The sequence below is a fragment of the Streptomyces sp. NPDC002884 genome (genome assembly GCF_040295245.1).
Classification (GTDB): domain Bacteria; phylum Actinomycetota; class Actinomycetes; order Streptomycetales; family Streptomycetaceae; genus Streptomyces.
Genome location: NZ_JBEOVB010000006.1, coordinates 120343 through 136748 on the forward strand (window position 1 = coordinate 120343; position 16406 = coordinate 136748).

Here is a 16406-nt window from a genome sequence, read left to right on the forward strand (position 1 = left end):
CCTGTCAAGGAGAGAGACGGAATTGGTCCATACCGGTGAGGGAAATGTTCTGTTCGGTCTTCCTGCTCGGGTACTCCGGCCGGCCGGCCGTTCCTGGAGCGGCAGTGCCTGGATCGGCAGCGACTAGAGCGGCAGCGCCTGCGCGGCGCCCGCCGTGGTCACCTCGACGGAGTCGGCGGGTGCGGGCACGGCCGGCAGCAGCGGCTCGGCGGTCTCCTCCACCCGCTGGTGCGGCAGTGTGACCGCGCGCAGCGGACGCGGCCCCGACACCACCGTGTAGTCCTGCCCCAGGAACGGCGGCACGATCTCTCCCGGGTCCTCGCCGAGCGCCAACTGCACCGCTGCCCAAGGGGCGTTGACGCCGCACAGCGAGAGCTGGTGAAGTCCGCCGGCCGGGCGCGTGTTGACGTCCATCAGGACCGGGTGGTCGCCGAACATCCGGAACTGGATGTTGGACAGGTAGTGCAGCCCGAAGCCCTCGGCGATGAGGCGCGCCGGCTCCAGCCACTGCTCGTGCAGGGTGAACCCGCGGCGGCGTCCGTTCTTCGTCCGGCCGATGGCCATCCGCAGGATGTTGTCCGGGCCGGTGAGGCAGTCCACGGACACCTCCGGCTGCTCCAGGCGCGGCATGACCAGCCAGTCGATCTGCTCCTCGCCCTCGGCCTCGGCCCGCTGCAGCGCCTCGACCACCATGTCGAGCTGGACGTACGGGCTCGGGAAGCCGCTGAGGTGCATCAGCGAGAAGGGGGTGCGGGTGATCACGCGGAAACCCACCCCGCCCGCGCCGGACGCCGGCTTGAAGCACGCCCGGTGCCCGGCCTCCTCCAACTCCTCGACGGCGGCCACGAGTTCGTCCGCCGTCCGGGCCCGGAACCACGGCGGCACGGGCACGCCGATCGCCTTCACGGCCTCGTAGGCGATCACCTTGTCGTGGAAGACCGCGACGGCCTCCGGCGGCGGCGCCAGCAGGGCCGTGCCGATCGCGTCGAAGTCGGCCCGGTGGGCCACGAGGGCCGCCTGGTGCAGCCGGGGCACGAACACGTCGATGCTGCGGCGCTTGCACTGCGCGAGGGCGTACTCGACGTACGCGGCCGGGGACAGGCCCTCCGGCTCCAGCTCGGCGGTGTCGGCGGCGGCCAGTACGGGGGAGTCGGCGTCACCGTGCGTGGCGTGGATCTCGACCGCGCGGTCACTGGGATTTCGTCGCAGCTGATCCGAGAAGAACACGTTCTCCGCGTACGTGCGGTTGAGCCAGACGCGTACGCGAGAGACCATGCAGGCCGCCTTTCACGGTTCGCGGGCAGGGCAAAGCGGGCCCGGCCCGGGCAGGGGGATTGGTGGGTCACCAAACCGCCCTGCGGAAGGGACGTCCATGGCGGTGGTGTTGGGGCGATCATACGGCTTCCCGGGGGTGCCGCGTGCAACGTGCGTGTTACGGATTTTCCGATCTTGTTCACGTGAGGCGCGTGTTCGGGTAGGGGCGCGCTGCGGCGCAGGTGGGGCCGTGTCCGGACCCGGCCGGAGACCCGATCCGACCTTGTACCGCACGCGTGAATGTGTTCTCGTGGTGGCACTGGTGTATTCGTGAGGATGCGGAGAGTGGGCTAGTGAGCGGGGGCGGAAGGTGACGTCGACGGCCGGTGGCGCCGGACAACTGCTGGCCATCAGCGATCTCCACATCGGCTATCCGGAGAACCGCGCTCTGGTCGAGGCCATGGCCCCGGAGTCGGACGAGGACTGGCTGCTGGTCGCGGGCGACGTCTCGGAGAACGTGGCCGACATCCGCTGGGCGCTGAAGACCCTCGCCGGCCGCTTCCGCAAGGTCGTCTGGGTGCCCGGCAACCACGAGCTGTGGACCCACCCCTCGGACCCGGTCACCCTGCGCGGGGTCGCCCGCTACGAGCACCTGGTCGAGGTCTGCCGCGACCTGGGTGTCACCACTCCCGAGGACCCCTACCCGGTCTGGGAGGGCCCCGGCGGCCCGGTGGTCGTCGCGCCGTTCTTCCTGCTGTACGACTACTCCTTCCTCCCGGCCGGCTGCGCCACCAAGGAGGAGGGGCTGGCCTACGCGGAGGGCACCGGCATCGTCTGCAACGACGAGTACCTGCTGCACCCCGACCCGTATCCGACCCGCGAGGCCTGGTGCCGGGCCCGCGTCGCCGAGACCGAGCGGCGGCTCGCCGAGATCCCCGACGGCCTGCCCGTCGTCCCCGTCAACCACTACCCGCTGCACCGGCACCCGATGGACGTGCTGTGGCACCCCGAGTTCGCCATGTGGTGCGGCACCGGGCTCACGGCGGACTGGCACCGCAGGTTCCGGATCGAGACCATGGTCTACGGCCACCTCCACATCCCGCGGACCACCTGGCACGAGGGCGTGCGCTTCGAGGAGGTGTCGGTGGGCTACCCACGTGAATGGCGCAAGCGGACGCACCCGCCGGGCCGGCTGCGCCGCATCCTGCCCAGGGAGGCCGGGACCGAGTGATCGAGGAGCTGTTGCCGGAGTCGGTGGTGGCGGTGGAGGCTTTCGGCGACGAGGGCGTCCGCGAGTTCGGGCACGCGCCGCTGTACCCGCAGGAGGAGGCGCTGGTGGCCCGGGCGGTCGCCAAGCGCCGCCGCGAGTTCACCGTCGTACGCGCCTGCGCCCGGCGCGCCATGGAGAAGCTCGGCGTGCCCGCACAGGCCGTGCTGCCCGGCGAGCGCGGCGCCCCGCAGTGGCCGGACGGCCTGACGGGCAGCATGACCCACTGCGAGGGCTACTGCGCGGCCGCCCTGGTCCGGGCCGCCGACCTGGCCTCCCTCGGTATCGACGCCGAACCCCACGAGCCCCTTCCCGAGGGCGTCCTGTCCGCCGTCGCCCTGCCCGCCGAGGTGGAGCGGCTCGGAGCGCTGGCGGCGGGGCGTCCCGAGGTGCACTGGGACCGGCTGCTGTTCAGCGCCAAGGAGTCCGTCTACAAGGCGTGGTTCCCCCTCACCCGCAAGTGGCTGGACTTCAGCGAGGCGGACATCGACCTCACCCACGCCACCGGCCCCGCCGGGGACACGCACGGCGTCTTCCGCGCCCGGCTGCTCGTCCCCGGGCCGGTGGTCGGCGGCCACCGGCTCGGGCACTTCGACGGCCGCTGGACCGTCCGCCGGGGGCTGGTGGCCACGGCGGTCACCGTGCACCACGGCTGAGGCGGCGACCGCTCCCCGAGGTCACCGGCCCGGGCACCAGCTGTGCAGCAGCCGGAAGAACTCCTCCTCGTTGCCCGCCAGGCCCGCGGCGGCCAGCGCCTGTTCCGCCTCGGCCAGGACGGCGGGCGGGACCACCGGGGGAAGCCGGTCCTGCGGCGGAGCGGGGGCGCCGACGCCCGCGCCGTCCCCCTCGTCGCCGAAGGCGGCACGTACGGTGTGCAGCAGCCGCAGGTAGGCCTGTACGGCGGTGCGCTCGCGGTCGGTGAGTACGGCAGTGGGCATCGGTCGGCTCTCCCCGTGTCGGCGTCGTGTCCCCCGCGCCCGACGGCGCGTACGCCCCCAGACGGCGGCGCACCCCCCAGCTTGCCGCCCACCACTGACAATCCGGCCTGACCCGACCTCGGTTCGCCCGCTTAGCGGAGGCGAAACCTCCTTGAAATCCCCTGGCGGAAAGCGGTCCTACGCTGAGGTGAAGGGCTTTCGGCGGACGGCCGGCGGCCAGGGGATCAGGAGGCGAGCAGGTGGTCGATGTCCCGCAGCGGCGGCCGGCGCGCGGCACCCGGCTGCGCCCGGTGGGCGACGCCGAACTGGAGCTGCGGTACCGGGTCGTGCACGGTTACCGGCGTGCCTTCCGCATGGCGGGCGAGGGCCCGGCGCTGGTCCTCGTCCACGGCATCGGCGACTCCTCGCGGACCTGGGCCGAGCTGATCCCGGACCTCGCCCGCACCCACACCGTCATCGCCCCCGACCTCCTCGGCCACGGCGCCTCCGACAAGCCCCGCGCCGACTACTCGGTGGCCGCGTACGCCAACGGGCTGCGCGATCTGCTCAGCACGCTCGGCATCGAGTCGGCGACCCTGGTCGGGCACTCGCTCGGCGGGGGAGTGGCGATGCAGTTCGCCTACCAGTTCCCCGAGCGCACCGAACGGCTGATCCTCGTCAGCGCGGGCGGAGTCGGCCGGGAGGTCAACCCCGCCCTGCGGCTGGTCTCCCTGCCGGGCGCCCATCTGGCGCTGTCCGCCCTCAGGTTGCCGGGCGCGCGCTTGCAGGTCGGCCTCGCCGTCGCTCTGATGAAGCTGCTGGACACCGATCTCGGCCAGGACGCCCCCGATCTGCTCCACCTCGTCGACGCCCTGCCGGACGAGACCGCGCGCAACGCCTTCATCCGCACCCTGCGCGCGGTCGTCGACTGGCGCGGCCAGGTCGTCACCATGCTCGACCGCTGCTATCTGACGGCCGGCATGCCGACGATGCTGCTGTGGGGCGACCGGGACAGCGTGGTGCCCGTGCGGCACGCGTACGGCGCCCACGAGGCCATGCCCGGCAGCCGGCTGGAGATCTTCGAGGGGGCCGGCCACTTCCCGTTCCACAGCGACCCCGCCCGGTTCCGCGCCCTCGTCGAGGAGTTCACCCGCACCACGGCCCCGGCCGACTGGAGCCGCGACCACTGGCGCCGGCTGCTGCGCGAGGGCCGGCCCGGGGAGGGGACGGGGACCGCGGGTCCGCCGGACGGCGTGGCACGGGACCTGCGCGGGGCGAGCGAGCGCAGCGCCACCTGACGGCCGTACGAGGGGGTCCGGAGGGCGGCGAGCCCGGGAACGCCGTCCGGCGCCCGGGAACGCGGTCCAGCCGCCCGGACGGGCCGTCCTACGGCCCCAGATAGCCGAGCGACGCCTCGATCCGGCCGGCCAGATGGTCCCGCTGGCCCCGTTCCCGCGGCGACGAACCCGGCAGCCAGGTACGGCACTTGCTGGCCAGCAGCAGGCCGAAGCTCTCGGCCTCCTTCTCGTCGGTCAGGTCGAAACGGGTGCGCGCGGCGACGCTGCGCACCGTCGCCTGCAGATCAGCCCCGTCGCGGAGTAAACGGGCCGCGACCGCGGCGCCCTCGACGTGGTGGCCGCAGTGGCCCGCCTTCATGTGCCACAGCTCGTGCCCCAGGATCACCAACTGGTGCTCCGGCGCGGTGCGTTCCTCGATGACGACGAGGTCCTGGTCGGCCATGTCGAGCCACAGCCCGCTGGCCGTGTCGGCCGGGAAGGAGGCCATGCGGAAGTGCACGGGGCGGCCACGCCGTCTGCTCATCCCGTCGCACAGGGCGGTGTACAGGTCGGCCGGCACGGCGGGGGCCGGCAGGGTCAGTTCCGCGACCAGCTCGCCGCTGAGACGGCGCATTTCCCTCGCGATGCTCACAGATCTCCCCCGGATCACGACTCGGGCCGCTTCACGCTCTCCAGGAGCATGTCCAGCCACTCGGCGACCTTGTCGCGGTGCTGGTCGGTGGGCAGCTGCGCGGCCCGCCACGCGATCCCGCGTACGCCGTGGTCCTGCAGCAGCCGCTCCAGCGGGTCCGCGGCGGCCGCGGCCGCCTCCCGCGCGGCGAGCTTCTGGAGCAGCTCCTGCTCGATGTGCTGCAGGGCTCCCGCGAGCGCTTCGGGGTCCTCGGCCGTGAGGAAGCCGGCGTGCACGCGGAAGAAGCGCTGGAGGGCGTCGCAGTGCTCCATCGTGGGCCGTCGGTCGCCGTTGATGAGGGCGCCCGCCTGCTGGCGCGACATGCCGGCGCCGTCGGCGATCTCCTGCTGGGTGTACTTGCGGCCGTTCGGCTTGAGCCGGGTGCGGCGCAGCAGGTCCAGGCGCTGCAGGAAGCGGGCCTGCACATCGGGTTCGCCGGCGGGCCGGCCGCTCAGCAGTGCCTTGACCACCGACTCCGGGACACCGGAGGCGACGGACAGCCGCCCGGTGCCGAAGACCTCCGCGTGCGGCACGCCGAGCCGGTCGGCGAGCGCGGCGACCCTGGCGACGACGGCCGACATCAGCACCGTCGCCGCGGCGCCCGGAACCTCGAAGCCATCCTCCGCCACCGACAGGTCTCCTAGGTCTCTCACGTCCCTCTCACCGGCACACGATCACCAGAACAGACGGTCGCCGTGAACTGCGTGGAGGGTAACGGGTTTTTCGAACTCACATCCAGGTCTCGCCACAACTGTGGCCAATTTCAGCCGTCAACCAGCACGGAATGCCACGATAGTTGACACCACTCGCGTCCGGGCCGCAGGATCGGGGCGCCGCGTGAAGGCCGCATAGGCAAGAGGGGTGACCTCCCGATGGCATATCAGGCAGGAGGGCAGCGGTCCGCACCGCGGCCCGTCCCCGAGAGTCTCGAGGCCCAGGCGTATCTGCAGGACTACGCCACATACCTGGAGGCCGTCCCCTTCCCGTCCGTCGTCCTCGACCACCGCTGGGACGTCGTTCTCTCCAACGACGCTTTCGCGTCACTTTTCCGGGACGTGGGCCCGCATCCGACGGCCCTGCCCGGCGACAACTTCCTGCGTTTCGTCCTCTTCCATCCCGATGCCCCCTCGGTCCTCGGCGACCACGAGCCCGGCTGGTGCCTGCCGATGCTCGCCCGCTTCGCCGCGGCCATGGAGCGACACGGTCACGACCACGGGCTCCAGGCGATCCGCCGCGACATCGCCCTGGATCCGATCATGGAGGCGGCCTACCGGCACGGGCTGCCGCACTGGATCCGCGCGGTCGGCGAGGAGGCCGTCGAGCACGACGGGGCGGTCCGGCCCCTGCTGCACCCCGACCCCCGCTGGGGCGCCACGGAGTGCCGCATCGTCGCCGACACCCCGAGGACCCTGCAGGACATGGGGTACACCCGACTGACGATGGTGCTGCGCGCCACCCGCCCGGCCCCCGCGCCCCGCAGAACGCGCGGCGCGCGCCGCACCGCGAGCCACCTCAGCGTGGTCCCGGCCCCCGAGGCCTGACCGGGCACCGTCGGCGTTCAGGTCGCCGACGGCGCCCTGGTCGGCACCCGCACGGTCAGCGCGGGGGAGGCGCGTCCGACTTGGTGAGGCGGTCCACCGGAGTCCCGCGCTTCGCCGCCTGGATCTGCTCGTACACATGGGTCCGCAGTTCCGCGAAGCGCGGGGCCACCCGTGTGTGCAACTGGTCGCGGTCCGGCGGGAGATCGACCTTCAGCTGCTCCCGGACGACCGTCGGGGAGGCGGACAGGACGATGACCCGCTCGCCGAGGTAGACGGCCTCGTCGATGTCGTGCGTGACGAACAGGATGGTGATCCCGCGCTCCCGCCAGAGTCCCCTGACCAGGTCCTCCAGGTCGGCGCGGGTCTGCGCGTCCACCGCCGCGAACGGCTCGTCCATCAGCAGCACCCGGGGCTCGTAGGCGAGTGCCCGGGCGATCGCCACCCGCTGCTGCATCCCGCCCGACAGCTGCCACGGGTACGCGGAGAGCGCGTCCTCCAGGCCGACCGAGCGAAGGGCGTCCGCGACCAGCTCCCGCCGCCTCGTCTTGGGCAACCCCTTCTGCTTCAGGGGCAGTTCGACGTTGGCGCCGACCCGCATCCACGGGAAGAGGCTCCGCCCGTACTCCTGGAAGACGAACGCCATGTCCGGCGGCGGCCCGGTCACCCTCCGTCCCTCCAGGAGCACTTCGCCGGAGGTCGGGGCGAGCAGCCCGGCCATGCACTTCAGCAGGGTCGTCTTGCCGCAGCCCGACGGGCCGACGAGGCAGACCAGTTCACCCGCCTCGACGGTGAAGGTCAGGTCGCGCACCGCCTCGACCCGGCGCCCGGACCCCTCGTAGACCTTCCGCAGGCCGGACACTGCAAGACGCGGGTGCATGGAACGCCCTTTCGCGAGGGTCACGGGGACCGCCGGGTGGATGCGCGCAGACCGTGGTACCAGCCGAGCACCCGGCGCTCGACGATCTGGAAGAGCACCGACAGGACGAAGCCCAGGAGGCCGAGCACCAGGATTCCGGTCCACATGTCGGGGATGGCGAAACCCCGTTGGAACTGCACGATGGTGAAGCCGAGACCGTTGCTCGCGGCGAACATCTCGCTGATGACCATCAGGATGATGCCGATCGACAGCGCCTGGCGCAGCCCCGCGAAGATCTGCGGGCTCGCCGACGGCAGCACCACGTCGCGCAGACGGGCGACGCCCGTGATGCCGTACGACCGTGCCGTCTCCGCCATCACCGGGTCCACCGCCCGCACGCCCTCGACCGTGTTCAGCAGGACCGGCCACACACAGCCGCTCGCGATGACGACGACCTTCATGGTGTCGCCGATGCCCGCGAACAGCATGATGACCGGCACCAGAACGGGCGGCGGCACCGCCCGCAGGAACTCCAGGACCGGCTCGCACACGGCTCGCACCCGCCGGTAGGAGCCGATGACCGTGCCCAGCGCGACCCCGACGACGGCCGCCGTCGCGTAGCCGCCGAGGAGCCGCAGCACGCTCGGCCGCACATCGGCGCGCAGCCGCTCCGCCGTCCACACGTCGGGGAAGGTCTTCAGGATCGTGCGCAGCGGCGGCCAGTACACGTTCGTGCTGCCGTCGGACGCCATCCACCACGCGGTGACCAGCACGGCCGGCAGGGCGAGCGTGAGGAGCAGCCGCAGCAGGACGCGCCGCCAGGCTCCCGGCGCCGGCCGGACAGGGGATGTCCCGGTCACACCGCCACCTCCCCGCGCACCGACTGGTGCCAGGCCAGTGCGCGCCGCTCCACCGTCCGGGCGCCCACGTTGATCAGCAGTCCCAGCACCCCGGTGACGACGATCAGGGCGTACATCTGGGGGACCGCCTGGGAGGTCTGCGCGACGGCGATCCGTGCGCCCAACCCCGGTGCCCCGATGACCAGTTCGGCGGTGATGACGAGGATCAGCGCGACGGCCGCGGCGAGCCGCACGCCGGTCATGACGTACGGCAGCGCGGTCGGCCACAGCACGTGGCGGACCCGTGCCCAGGTGCCGAGTCCGTAGGAGCGGGCGGTCTCCTCGGCGACCGGGTCGACGTCCTGGACGCCGTACAGGACCTGGATCAGGATCTGCCAGAAGGAGGCGTAGACGACCAGCAGCAGGACCGAGCGCAGTTCGGTGCCGTAGAGGAGCACGGCGAGGGGGATCAGGGCGACCGACGGGATCGGGCGCAGGAACTCGACGGTCGAGGCCGTCGCCTCGCGGAGATGGGGGACGACGGAGATCAGTACGCCGGCCACGATCCCGGCTCCCACCGCGATCGCCAGACCGAGGGCCCACCCGGTGAGGGTGTCGCCGAGCGCCGTCCAGAAGGCGGAGTCGGCGAGTTCGTCGCCCAGCGCGCCGGCGACGCGGCTGGTCGGCGGGAAGTAGGCCTCCTTGACCAGGCCGAGCCGCGGCACCGCCTCGCCCAGGGCGAGGAAGGCCGCGAGCCCGGCCGTACCGAGTGCGAGGTTCTCGCCTCTCACGGCAGCAGCTTCTCCAGGTCCGGGGTCGACTTGAAGAGTTTGTCCTGCTCGCCGAGCTTCTCCAGCGCCTCGATCGACGAACGGTTCGCCTCGGCGGGCCACTTGGGCAACGTCACCTGTGCCAGCACCGCCGTCGGGATCTTGGTGTACGTGGTGACGATCTGGCGGACCTCGTCCGGGTGCGCGTCGGCGTAGGCGAGCGACTCCGCGGTGGCCTCCTGGAACTTCTTCACCAGGTCCGGGTTCTTCTGCGCGTACTGCGTGGAGGTGAAGTACATGGCGACGGTGAGGTTCGGGGCCACGTCCACCAGCGGCGAGGCGATCTCCACACCTCCCTGGCTCTTGACGGTCGCCAGGGCCGGTTCGACGACCATCGCCGCGTCGATCTGCCCGCTGTCCAGGGCGGCGGGCATCTGGTCGAAGGCCAGCTCGACGAACTTCACCCGGTCCGGGTCGCCGCCCGCCTTGCGCACCGACTCGCGCACCGCGGTCTCGTTGATGTTCTTCAGGGTGTTGATGGCGACCTTCTTGCCCTCCAGGTCCTTCGCGGACTTGAGCGGGCTGCCCTTCTTCACCGTGATGGCCCCGAAGTCCTTGCCCTGCAAGCCCGTTGAGGCAATGCCGTTCGAAACGGCCTGCACGGGAACGTTGTTGGACTGCGCGACCATCAAGGAGGTCATGTTGCTGAAGCCGAACTGGAACTGGCCGCTGACGACGCCGGGCACGATCGCCGCGCCGCCCTGCGCGGTGGTGATCGACAGCTTCAGACCGTGCTTCTCGTAGAAGCCCTGCTTCACGCCCAGATAGACGGGCGCCACGTCGACGATGGGGATGAGTCCGAGTTTGACGGTCGTGGTGCCTTCGGACGACGAACTCCCGGTGGACGTACCGGAGTCGTCGGACGAGCCACAGGCCGCCGTGGCGAGCAGGAAGGTGCCGGCCGCGAGACCGGCGAGCAGACGACGCAAGGCTCCTCCTGTGCAGAGAACGGGTGTTCCGACAGGCTGTGCGCACACCGCACAGTAGTGCTCAATTGGCGTGCAGGGAACGTAGAGCCCGCTGTCCGACGGGGTCAATGGGTTTAGCTGACGAAATTGTTGACAGTTGGGAGGGTGGCATGTCCACCGCGGCCCGAGCACCGCATTTCGTGAGGTCGTTCGAGCGGGGCCTCGCGGTGATCCGCTCCTTCGACGCCGAGCATCCCGCACGCACCCTCAGCGAGGTCGCCCGCGCCTGCGGGCTGACCCGGGCGGCCGCCCGGCGCCTGCTGCTCACCCTCGCGGATCTCGGATACGTGCACAACGACGGCCGCCTCTTCCGGCTCACCCCACGGGTGCTGGAACTCGGCTACGCCTACCTGGCCGGCCTCACGCTGCCGCAGGTCGCCGAGCCGCATCTGGAGCACCTCGTCGCACAGGTGAAGGAATCCTCCTCGCTGTGCGTCCTGGACGGCGACGACATCGTCTACGTCGCCCGGGTACCGACCGCCCGCATCATGTCGGCCGTCATCACGGTCGGCACCCGCTTCCCGGCGCACGTCACCTCGGTGGGCCGGGTGATGCTCGCGGCCCTCGCGGACGACGAGCTCGAACTCCGCCTGTCCCGGGCACGGCTGCGCCCGCTCACCGCACGGACGCTGGTCGCGCCGGAGGATTTGCGGGCGGAACTGAAACGGGTACGTCGACAGGGGTACGCCCTGGTCGACCAGGAACTGGAGGAGGGGCTGCGGTCGGTGGGCGCCCCGGTGCGCGGCCGGGACGGCGCGGTGGTGGCCGCCGTGAACATAGCCGTCCACGCCGGCCGCACCTCGGTGGCCGCCGTCCGCCGGGATCTGCTGCCGCCGTTGCTGGCGGCCGTGGCCCGGATCGAGGCCGATCTGCGGATCACCGACCCCGCGAGAGGCGCCGCCGCCCCTCGGATCAGAGATCCAGGACCAGCTTCCGCCCCCGGCACCGGGACACGCAGATCATCATCGTCTCCCCCGCCTCCCGCTCCTGCGGACTGAGGACGGAGTCCCGGTGCTCCGGCGTGCCCTCGAGCACGTCGGTCTCACAGGTGCCGCAGGTGCCCTCCGTGCAGGAGTAGAGGACCTCGACCCCCGCCGCGCGCACGGTGTCCAGCACGGACACGCCCGCCGCGACGGCCAGCGTCCGGCCGCTCTGCGCGAGCTCGACCTCGAACTCACCGTCCTGGCCCGCCGGTTGCTCCCTCGCCTGGAACCGCTCGACCCGGAGCGCGTCGGCCGGACACCGCTCCTCCACGGCGTCCAGCAGCGGACCCGGCCCACAGCAGTAGACGAGGGCGCCCTCGGGCAGGCCGTCGAGCACGGAACCGAGGTCGAGCAGACCGGTCTCGTCCTGCGGGGCGACGGTGACCCGGTCGCCGTACCGCGCCAACTCCCCGGCGAACGCCATGGACGCCCGGGTGCGGCCGCCGTAGAGAAGGCTCCACTCGGCGCCCGCCGCCTCGGCCGCCGCGAGCATCGGCAGGATCGGGGTGATCCCGATGCCGCCCGCGACGAAGCGGTAGCGGGCTGCCGGGCGCAGCGCGAAGTGGTTGCGCGGGCCGCGCACCCGCACCTTGTCGCCCGGCCTCAACTGCTCGTGCACCAGGGCGGATCCACCCCGCCCGGCCGGCTCGCGCAGCACCGCGATCCGCCACGCGGACCGGTCGGCCGGATCGCCGCACAGCGAGTACTGGCGCTCCAGCTCCGGGCCGAGGACGAGGTCCACATGGGCGCCCGGCTCCCAGACCGGCAGCGGCTCGCCCAGCGGGTGGCGCAGGGTGAGGGCGAGTACCCCGTCGGCGGCGAACTCGCGGCCCGCGACGACCAGTTCGGCTTCGTACACGCTCATGAGTCGTTCCCTCGCGGCCGGTGTCCTTCGGGGTGGCCGAGCATCCACTCCCACATCTCGATCGGGTCCTGCGAGGTGTGCTCGGCGCCGCAGTGGCAGGTGCCGTGCAGCACGTCGGTGCCCGGCAGCCAGTCGATGCGGTAGATCTCGCCGGTGGGACCGGTGCTCATCGTGTTCCTCCGTGGATGCCTATACCTTCACGCCGGGGTGGAGTCACTGTCTTGCAGGATGCGGCAGGGAATGCCGAATCGCGGTTAGGGCGATGCGGTGTCTGAATCCGGCCGGCTGATGGCGGCCTCAAGCAGGTGGAGGATCTCGGAGTTGAGGGACCGCCGGTCGGCGCGGGCTCGTTCGGCAAGGCGTTCGTGGAGGCCGGCGGGCAGGCGGAGGGTGATGCGCTTCTCTTCATCCATGACCCCAGAATAGTGGCTGCATGGCACTCAGATGGTGGTACCATGACACCATGGTGGCGCGATGGAAGGCCTCGGGAGATACCGGACACGCCCGGTACACCTACCGGCTGCGCGTGTCGTCGACCGCCCGCGCGCTGCTGACCGCCGAATGGGACCGTTGCCGGTGGATCTGGAACGAGTGCGTGGCCAGGTCCCGCGCCGTGCACGCACACAACCGAGCCCATCCCGACGGCAGGCTGACCTGCGGCCCGGCGCAACTGGACAGGATGCTGACAGAGGCCCGCGCCCGCACACCCTGGCTCCGCGACGGCGCGAGCGTCCCCCAGCAGCAGATCATCCGGGACTTCGCCACGTCCCGCTCGAAGGCGTTGAAGGACATCGACAAGCGGCTTCCTGTGCGGCAGCGCGCCGGGATGCCACGCCATAAGAGGAAGCGCGAGACGGACCCGAGCCTGAACTACACGGTCCGTGGCTTCCGACTGAAGGACGGCCGCCTGCACCTCGCGGGCGGGATCGTGCTGACGGTGGTGTGGTCCCGCGAACTGCCCGCTGTGCCGTCCTCGGTGCGCGTCTACCGCGACAGCATTGGCTGCTGGTACGCCTCGTTCGTCGTTGCGACCGAGGCGCAGCCGCTCCCCGCGACCGGTGCCGTCCTCGGTGTCGACTGGGGTGTCAGGGAAGCCGCTACCACCACCAGCGATGCCTACGACCTCGCCCACGCCCGGCACGGGGAGGTCGCCGCGCAGCGCCTCACCCGCTACCAGCGAATGATGGCCCGCCGCCGCCCCGTCAGGGGGCAGGCTGCGTCCAAGGGCTACCGCCAGGCGCAACAGCAGACCGCGAAGGTCCATAAGAAGGTGGCCCGGCAGCGGCAGGACACCGCCCGTAAGTGGGCCAAACGCGTCGTGCGCGACCACGACGCCATCGCCGTCGAGGACTTCCGTCCGAAGTTCCTCGCGAGGACCACCATGGCGCGCAAAGCGGCGGATGCCGCGATCGGCGCGACCAAGCAGGCACTGATCGAGATGGGCCGCAAGCATGGGCGGGACGTCCGCCTCGTGCACCCTGCGTACACCACCATGGACTGCGCATCGTGCGGAGCGAGAACCAAGCACGCACTTCCTCTTTCGCAACGTACCTACACCTGCACCGCGTGCGCAGCCGAGTCCCCCAGGGACAAGAACTCCGCCCGCGTAATGTTGGTCCGGGCTGGTCTCAACCCGGCTGGTGTCGAGGGCGTAAGACCTCCTGGAGCGCCGCTCCCGGAGGCAGCCTGAGCCAGGAATCCCCTCCCTTTAGGGAGGGGAGGATGTCAAAGGACCTTCTCCGCGGGCGGCTTGTCGCCCTCCTCCACCATCCGGGCGAGGATCCGGCGCGCTGCCAGGCCGCCGGTGTCGATGTTGATGCTCAGCTCTTGGTACCCGGTGCGTTCCGAACCGAGCGTGCGCTGGAGGAGGTTGAGCGCGTCGACGTCCTGCATGACCACCGTGTGGTTGTTGCCCCGCAGGAACGCGGTGACCTCGTCGTCGTCCGTCGCCCAGTCCCGCGAGACCATCCAGAAGTCGTACACCTTGCCGTCGGCGGACGGCGTGATCGCATAGGTGATCTCGGTGTGGAAGCCGTTCGGGTCGCTGCCGTCCGCCTCGGGCAGGACGCCGACCGGCGCGATCCGGCTGTGCAGCAGGTACAGACAGGGCGCGTGGTACTCGATGTCCTGCCAGCGGGTGATCCGGCCCTCGATGCCGGTCGAACGGGCGTAGAACGGCGGGCACTCGGCGTCGGCCATGTGCCGGCTCACCCGCACGATCCCCGCCCCCTCGTCCACCTCGGTGGTGATCGGCGTCTCGGCGACCTCGGGGGTGCCGATGTAACCGCCGTGCAGATACGTCTCGTGGGAGAGGTCGAGGAGGTTGTCGACGAGCAGCCCGTAGTCCGCGTCGATGGGCTCCATGCCCTGGACGGTGGTCCAGCCGGGGGAGTCGAGGTGGCGGGCCCGCGGGATCGTCTGCGGGTCGGCGAGCGCGGGGTCGCCGATCCACACCCACACCAGGGAGTCCTGCTCGACCACCGGGTAGGAGGTGACTCGGGCGGTCCGTGGTATGCGTTTCTGCCCCGGCACGTACACACAGGCGCCTGTGGTGTCGTACGTGAAGCCGTGGTAGCCGCACACGATGCGGTCGCCGTCGAGCCGGCTCTCCGACAGCGGGAAGCGGCGGTGCACACAGCGGTCGTGCAGTGCGACGGGCGTCCCGTCCTCCTCGGTGCGGTAGAAGACGAGCGGCTCACCCAGAATGGTCCGCCCGAGCAACTCCTCGCGCCCGACCTCGGTGCTGTATGCGGCGACGTACCACTGGTTCCTGGCGAGTGTGGTGGTGTGCGGCATCGTTGCGGCTCCCGTCGTTGGGTGATGGCGACATCGTCCGGAAGGGCGTCACCGCGCCGCAATACCACTTCCGCCTCACGGAAGCAGATAGGCAAAAGGCCTGTTCAGGGTATGTAGTCCCCCGTGGGGTTGAGTCGGGATGGGCTCGGGCCAACACGCGGCACTGTGTCTGCATCGCTGGGCTGCGTGTCCGCTCCAGGGCTGTCGACTTACGAAGTTGATCCCAATTGTGGCTCTCGTGGCAATTAAGTTTCCGCAATTCGTTGGTGCAGCGGCAGAAGTTGCGTCATCGCTGATCAGGCGTGCGCGTCGCTGTGAAGTGAGGCCGTGGGGTCGAATCCGGGTCGAATTCGCCGCCCTTTGGTCCCTGTAGCACATAAGTGCAGGCCAAAGGGGTGGCGGACCTGTGTAAAGCGACTATTTGAACCTGCTGGGCCAGGAGGGGCCCGGCTTGGGCTCGGTCCGGGGGCCGTTTGTGATGGAATGTCAGGTAGGTTGCGACGCAGGCGAGAAGCCCGTTCGTCGCGGACTTGGATGCCGTTGCAAGAGCGTGGGTCGGTCAAACTGCCGTTCTCGGCGGGAATCCAGTCGAGCGTGGCGCGGGTGACGTGTCGGCCCACCTCGCGGGCGCCGATGTCGACGCTGGTGGAGGAGAGGTGGCGGATCTTGGTGAGGACGCAGTTGTCGAAGATCGCCAGCGGCAGGTGCGCGGGGACGGGAGGGCAACATGACCTCCTCCATCCCGTTAGATTCGACTATCAACGGCCCCGTCCAGCAGGTGTTCGATACCATCATCTAGGTCCGGTTCTGGCCCAAATGTTATGTGCTGACCAGGTCCGTCACCGGGACAATCGACCGTCCGTTCCTCCCTGGCGATGAGTTCACCGAGTTCACCCGGACCGCGGACGGCACGGTGGAACTCGCCTGGGGGGTGGCGGAGTACGAGCGCGGCAAGCGAGTCACGATCGAGCTCGTGGACCTGCCCGGCTCCATCTCGTACACCTTCAAGGATGTCCCTGAGAACACCCTCTTCCCCCGAGTCGTCAACAACACGGACGAGGCACCGAGCGGGGTGGTGACGGCAGGCCCGGAGACCGCTCCCGTGGCGAACCTGAAGGCCTCGTGGAGGGCATCCTTGCTCAGGAGAAGGAGGGCCCTTACTTCCCGCAAAGCCGTCCGCGGGAGTAACCCCGCGTCGACGGGGACGACGGAGGTGGTCCGATCCCTGGCCGTGGAGTACTGACTGCCGCGAGACGGGTGCATCCGCACCGGGCCTCCGAATCCGTACGGCGGCGCTCATCAAGCCGTAACGGCGTATCTAT

At 70.7% G+C, this 16406-nt stretch carries 19 protein-coding genes; 7 read left to right on the forward strand and 12 right to left on the reverse strand.

The annotated features are described in order from the left end of the window. Positions 1-123: 123 nt before the first annotated feature. Positions 124-1275 (reverse strand): ATP-grasp domain-containing protein, encoded by a 1152-nt coding sequence (locus ABT070_RS15200; RefSeq protein WP_351759897.1) that lies wholly within the window; start codon positions 1273-1275, stop codon positions 124-126. Positions 1276-1624: 349 nt separating this feature from the next. On the opposite strand from ABT070_RS15200, the gene ABT070_RS15205 reads away from it, so the two are divergent. After that, positions 1625-2485, forward strand: coding sequence for a metallophosphoesterase family protein (locus ABT070_RS15205; RefSeq protein WP_351759900.1), 861 nt, complete (start codon positions 1625-1627; stop codon positions 2483-2485). Further along, complete coding sequence (locus ABT070_RS15210; RefSeq protein WP_351759902.1) at positions 2482-3177, forward strand: 4'-phosphopantetheinyl transferase family protein; 696 nt, start codon at positions 2482-2484, stop codon at positions 3175-3177. Before ABT070_RS15205 ends, ABT070_RS15210 begins: the two co-directional genes overlap by 4 nt. Before the next feature lie 21 nt (positions 3178-3198). On the opposite strand, the gene ABT070_RS15215 is transcribed toward ABT070_RS15210, so the two are convergent. Further along, positions 3199-3459 carry a hypothetical protein gene (locus tag ABT070_RS15215; RefSeq protein WP_351759904.1) on the reverse strand — a complete coding sequence of 87 codons (261 nt, stop codon included), beginning with the start codon at positions 3457-3459 and terminating at the stop codon, positions 3199-3201. A 239-nt stretch (positions 3460-3698) separates the two neighbouring features. Between ABT070_RS15215 and ABT070_RS15220 the strand changes: the two genes are divergently transcribed. Continuing rightward, the gene (locus ABT070_RS15220; RefSeq protein ID WP_351759906.1) at positions 3699-4736 is read left to right on the forward strand and encodes an alpha/beta fold hydrolase; all 1038 of its coding nucleotides are present in this window, start codon (positions 3699-3701) and stop codon (positions 4734-4736) included. An 88-nt stretch (positions 4737-4824) separates the two neighbouring features. Here the strand turns inward: ABT070_RS15220 and ABT070_RS15225 are convergent, their stop codons facing one another. Together ABT070_RS15225 and ABT070_RS15230 are read right to left on the reverse strand one after the other, a co-directional pair. Next, complete coding sequence (locus ABT070_RS15225) at positions 4825-5349, reverse strand: toxin-antitoxin system, toxin component (RefSeq protein ID WP_351759909.1); 525 nt, start codon at positions 5347-5349, stop codon at positions 4825-4827. A 32-nt stretch (positions 5350-5381) separates the two neighbouring features. Next, entirely contained in the window at positions 5382-5987 is a 606-nt protein-coding gene (locus ABT070_RS15230; protein ID WP_351760568.1) for a helix-turn-helix domain-containing protein, read from the reverse strand. Positions 5988-6278: 291 nt separating this feature from the next. Between ABT070_RS15230 and ABT070_RS15235 the strand changes: the two genes are divergently transcribed. Next, complete coding sequence (locus ABT070_RS15235) at positions 6279-6947, forward strand: MmyB family transcriptional regulator (RefSeq protein ID WP_351759911.1); 669 nt, start codon at positions 6279-6281, stop codon at positions 6945-6947. A gap of 55 nt (positions 6948-7002) precedes the next feature. Here the strand turns inward: ABT070_RS15235 and ABT070_RS15240 are convergent, their stop codons facing one another. From ABT070_RS15240 to ABT070_RS15255, 4 genes are read right to left on the reverse strand one after another with little or no spacing between them, the layout of a single operon-like run. Continuing rightward, entirely contained in the window at positions 7003-7824 is an 822-nt protein-coding gene (locus tag ABT070_RS15240) for an ABC transporter ATP-binding protein (protein WP_351759914.1), read from the reverse strand. A gap of 20 nt (positions 7825-7844) precedes the next feature. Next, a complete protein-coding gene (locus ABT070_RS15245; protein ID WP_351759917.1) occupies positions 7845-8663 on the reverse strand; it encodes an ABC transporter permease in 819 nt (272 codons plus the stop codon). Continuing rightward, positions 8660-9433: an ABC transporter permease gene (locus ABT070_RS15250; RefSeq protein ID WP_351759919.1), complete on the reverse strand. Its 774-nt coding sequence runs from the start codon at positions 9431-9433 to the stop codon at positions 8660-8662. The genes ABT070_RS15245 and ABT070_RS15250 overlap by 4 nt, the downstream gene beginning before the upstream one ends. Next, positions 9430-10401 (reverse strand): ABC transporter substrate-binding protein, encoded by a 972-nt coding sequence (locus tag ABT070_RS15255; RefSeq protein ID WP_351759922.1) that lies wholly within the window; start codon positions 10399-10401, stop codon positions 9430-9432. The genes ABT070_RS15250 and ABT070_RS15255 overlap by 4 nt, the downstream gene beginning before the upstream one ends. A 149-nt stretch (positions 10402-10550) precedes the next feature. Between ABT070_RS15255 and ABT070_RS15260 the strand changes: the two genes are divergently transcribed. Next, on the forward strand, positions 10551-11438 hold the full coding sequence (locus ABT070_RS15260; RefSeq protein WP_351759925.1) for an IclR family transcriptional regulator domain-containing protein: 888 nt from the start codon (positions 10551-10553) through the stop codon (positions 11436-11438). Here the strand turns inward: ABT070_RS15260 and ABT070_RS15265 are convergent. The 3 genes from ABT070_RS15265 to ABT070_RS15275 form a co-directional block, all read right to left on the reverse strand. Next, complete coding sequence (locus tag ABT070_RS15265; RefSeq protein ID WP_351759927.1) at positions 11353-12288, reverse strand: PDR/VanB family oxidoreductase; 936 nt, start codon at positions 12286-12288, stop codon at positions 11353-11355. The genes ABT070_RS15260 and ABT070_RS15265 overlap by 86 nt on opposite strands. Further along, on the reverse strand, positions 12285-12458 hold the full coding sequence (locus tag ABT070_RS15270) for a hypothetical protein (RefSeq protein ID WP_020129371.1): 174 nt from the start codon (positions 12456-12458) through the stop codon (positions 12285-12287). Before ABT070_RS15270 ends, ABT070_RS15265 begins: the two co-directional genes overlap by 4 nt. Positions 12459-12542: 84 nt before the next feature. Next, on the reverse strand, positions 12543-12701 hold the full coding sequence (locus tag ABT070_RS15275; RefSeq protein WP_451099439.1) for an Arc family DNA-binding protein: 159 nt from the start codon (positions 12699-12701) through the stop codon (positions 12543-12545). Positions 12702-12751: 50 nt separating this feature from the next. Here ABT070_RS15275 and ABT070_RS15280 point away from each other — a divergent pair, with 50 nt between their 5' ends. After that, on the forward strand, positions 12752-13978 hold the full coding sequence (locus tag ABT070_RS15280) for an RNA-guided endonuclease InsQ/TnpB family protein (RefSeq protein ID WP_351759932.1): 1227 nt from the start codon (positions 12752-12754) through the stop codon (positions 13976-13978). A gap of 35 nt (positions 13979-14013) precedes the next feature. On the opposite strand, the gene ABT070_RS15285 is transcribed toward ABT070_RS15280, so the two are convergent. Continuing rightward, positions 14014-15084: an aromatic ring-hydroxylating dioxygenase subunit alpha gene (locus tag ABT070_RS15285; protein WP_351759934.1), complete on the reverse strand. Its 1071-nt coding sequence runs from the start codon at positions 15082-15084 to the stop codon at positions 14014-14016. Positions 15085-15907: 823 nt separating this feature from the next. Here ABT070_RS15285 and ABT070_RS15290 point away from each other — a divergent pair. Then, complete coding sequence (locus ABT070_RS15290) at positions 15908-16327, forward strand: hypothetical protein (RefSeq protein WP_351759937.1); 420 nt, start codon at positions 15908-15910, stop codon at positions 16325-16327. Positions 16328-16406: the final 79 nt, after the last annotated feature.

Excerpts from the sequence above, each read along its gene's own strand:
- ABT070_RS15270 (WP_020129371.1), bottom strand. The coding sequence starts at position 12,458 with ATGAGCACCGGTCCCACCGGCGAGATCTACCGCATCGACTGGCTGCCG.
- ABT070_RS15260 (WP_351759925.1), top strand. The coding sequence starts at position 10,551 with ATGTCCACCGCGGCCCGAGCACCGCATTTCGTGAGGTCGTTCGAGCGG.
- ABT070_RS15200 (WP_351759897.1), bottom strand. The coding sequence starts at position 1,275 with ATGGTCTCTCGCGTACGCGTCTGGCTCAACCGCACGTACGCGGAGAAC.
- ABT070_RS15240 (WP_351759914.1), bottom strand. The coding sequence starts at position 7,824 with ATGCACCCGCGTCTTGCAGTGTCCGGCCTGCGGAAGGTCTACGAGGGG.
- ABT070_RS15235 (WP_351759911.1), top strand. The coding sequence starts at position 6,279 with ATGGCATATCAGGCAGGAGGGCAGCGGTCCGCACCGCGGCCCGTCCCC.
- ABT070_RS15230 (WP_351760568.1), bottom strand. The coding sequence starts at position 5,987 with ATGTCGGCCGTCGTCGCCAGGGTCGCCGCGCTCGCCGACCGGCTCGGC.
- ABT070_RS15225 (WP_351759909.1), bottom strand. The coding sequence starts at position 5,349 with ATGCGCCGTCTCAGCGGCGAGCTGGTCGCGGAACTGACCCTGCCGGCC.
- ABT070_RS15215 (WP_351759904.1), bottom strand. The coding sequence starts at position 3,459 with ATGCCCACTGCCGTACTCACCGACCGCGAGCGCACCGCCGTACAGGCC.
- ABT070_RS15275 (WP_451099439.1), bottom strand. The coding sequence starts at position 12,701 with ATGGATGAAGAGAAGCGCATCACCCTCCGCCTGCCCGCCGGCCTCCAC.
- ABT070_RS15280 (WP_351759932.1), top strand. The coding sequence starts at position 12,752 with ATGGTGGCGCGATGGAAGGCCTCGGGAGATACCGGACACGCCCGGTAC.
- ABT070_RS15265 (WP_351759927.1), bottom strand. The coding sequence starts at position 12,288 with ATGAGCGTGTACGAAGCCGAACTGGTCGTCGCGGGCCGCGAGTTCGCC.
- ABT070_RS15285 (WP_351759934.1), bottom strand. The coding sequence starts at position 15,084 with ATGCCGCACACCACCACACTCGCCAGGAACCAGTGGTACGTCGCCGCA.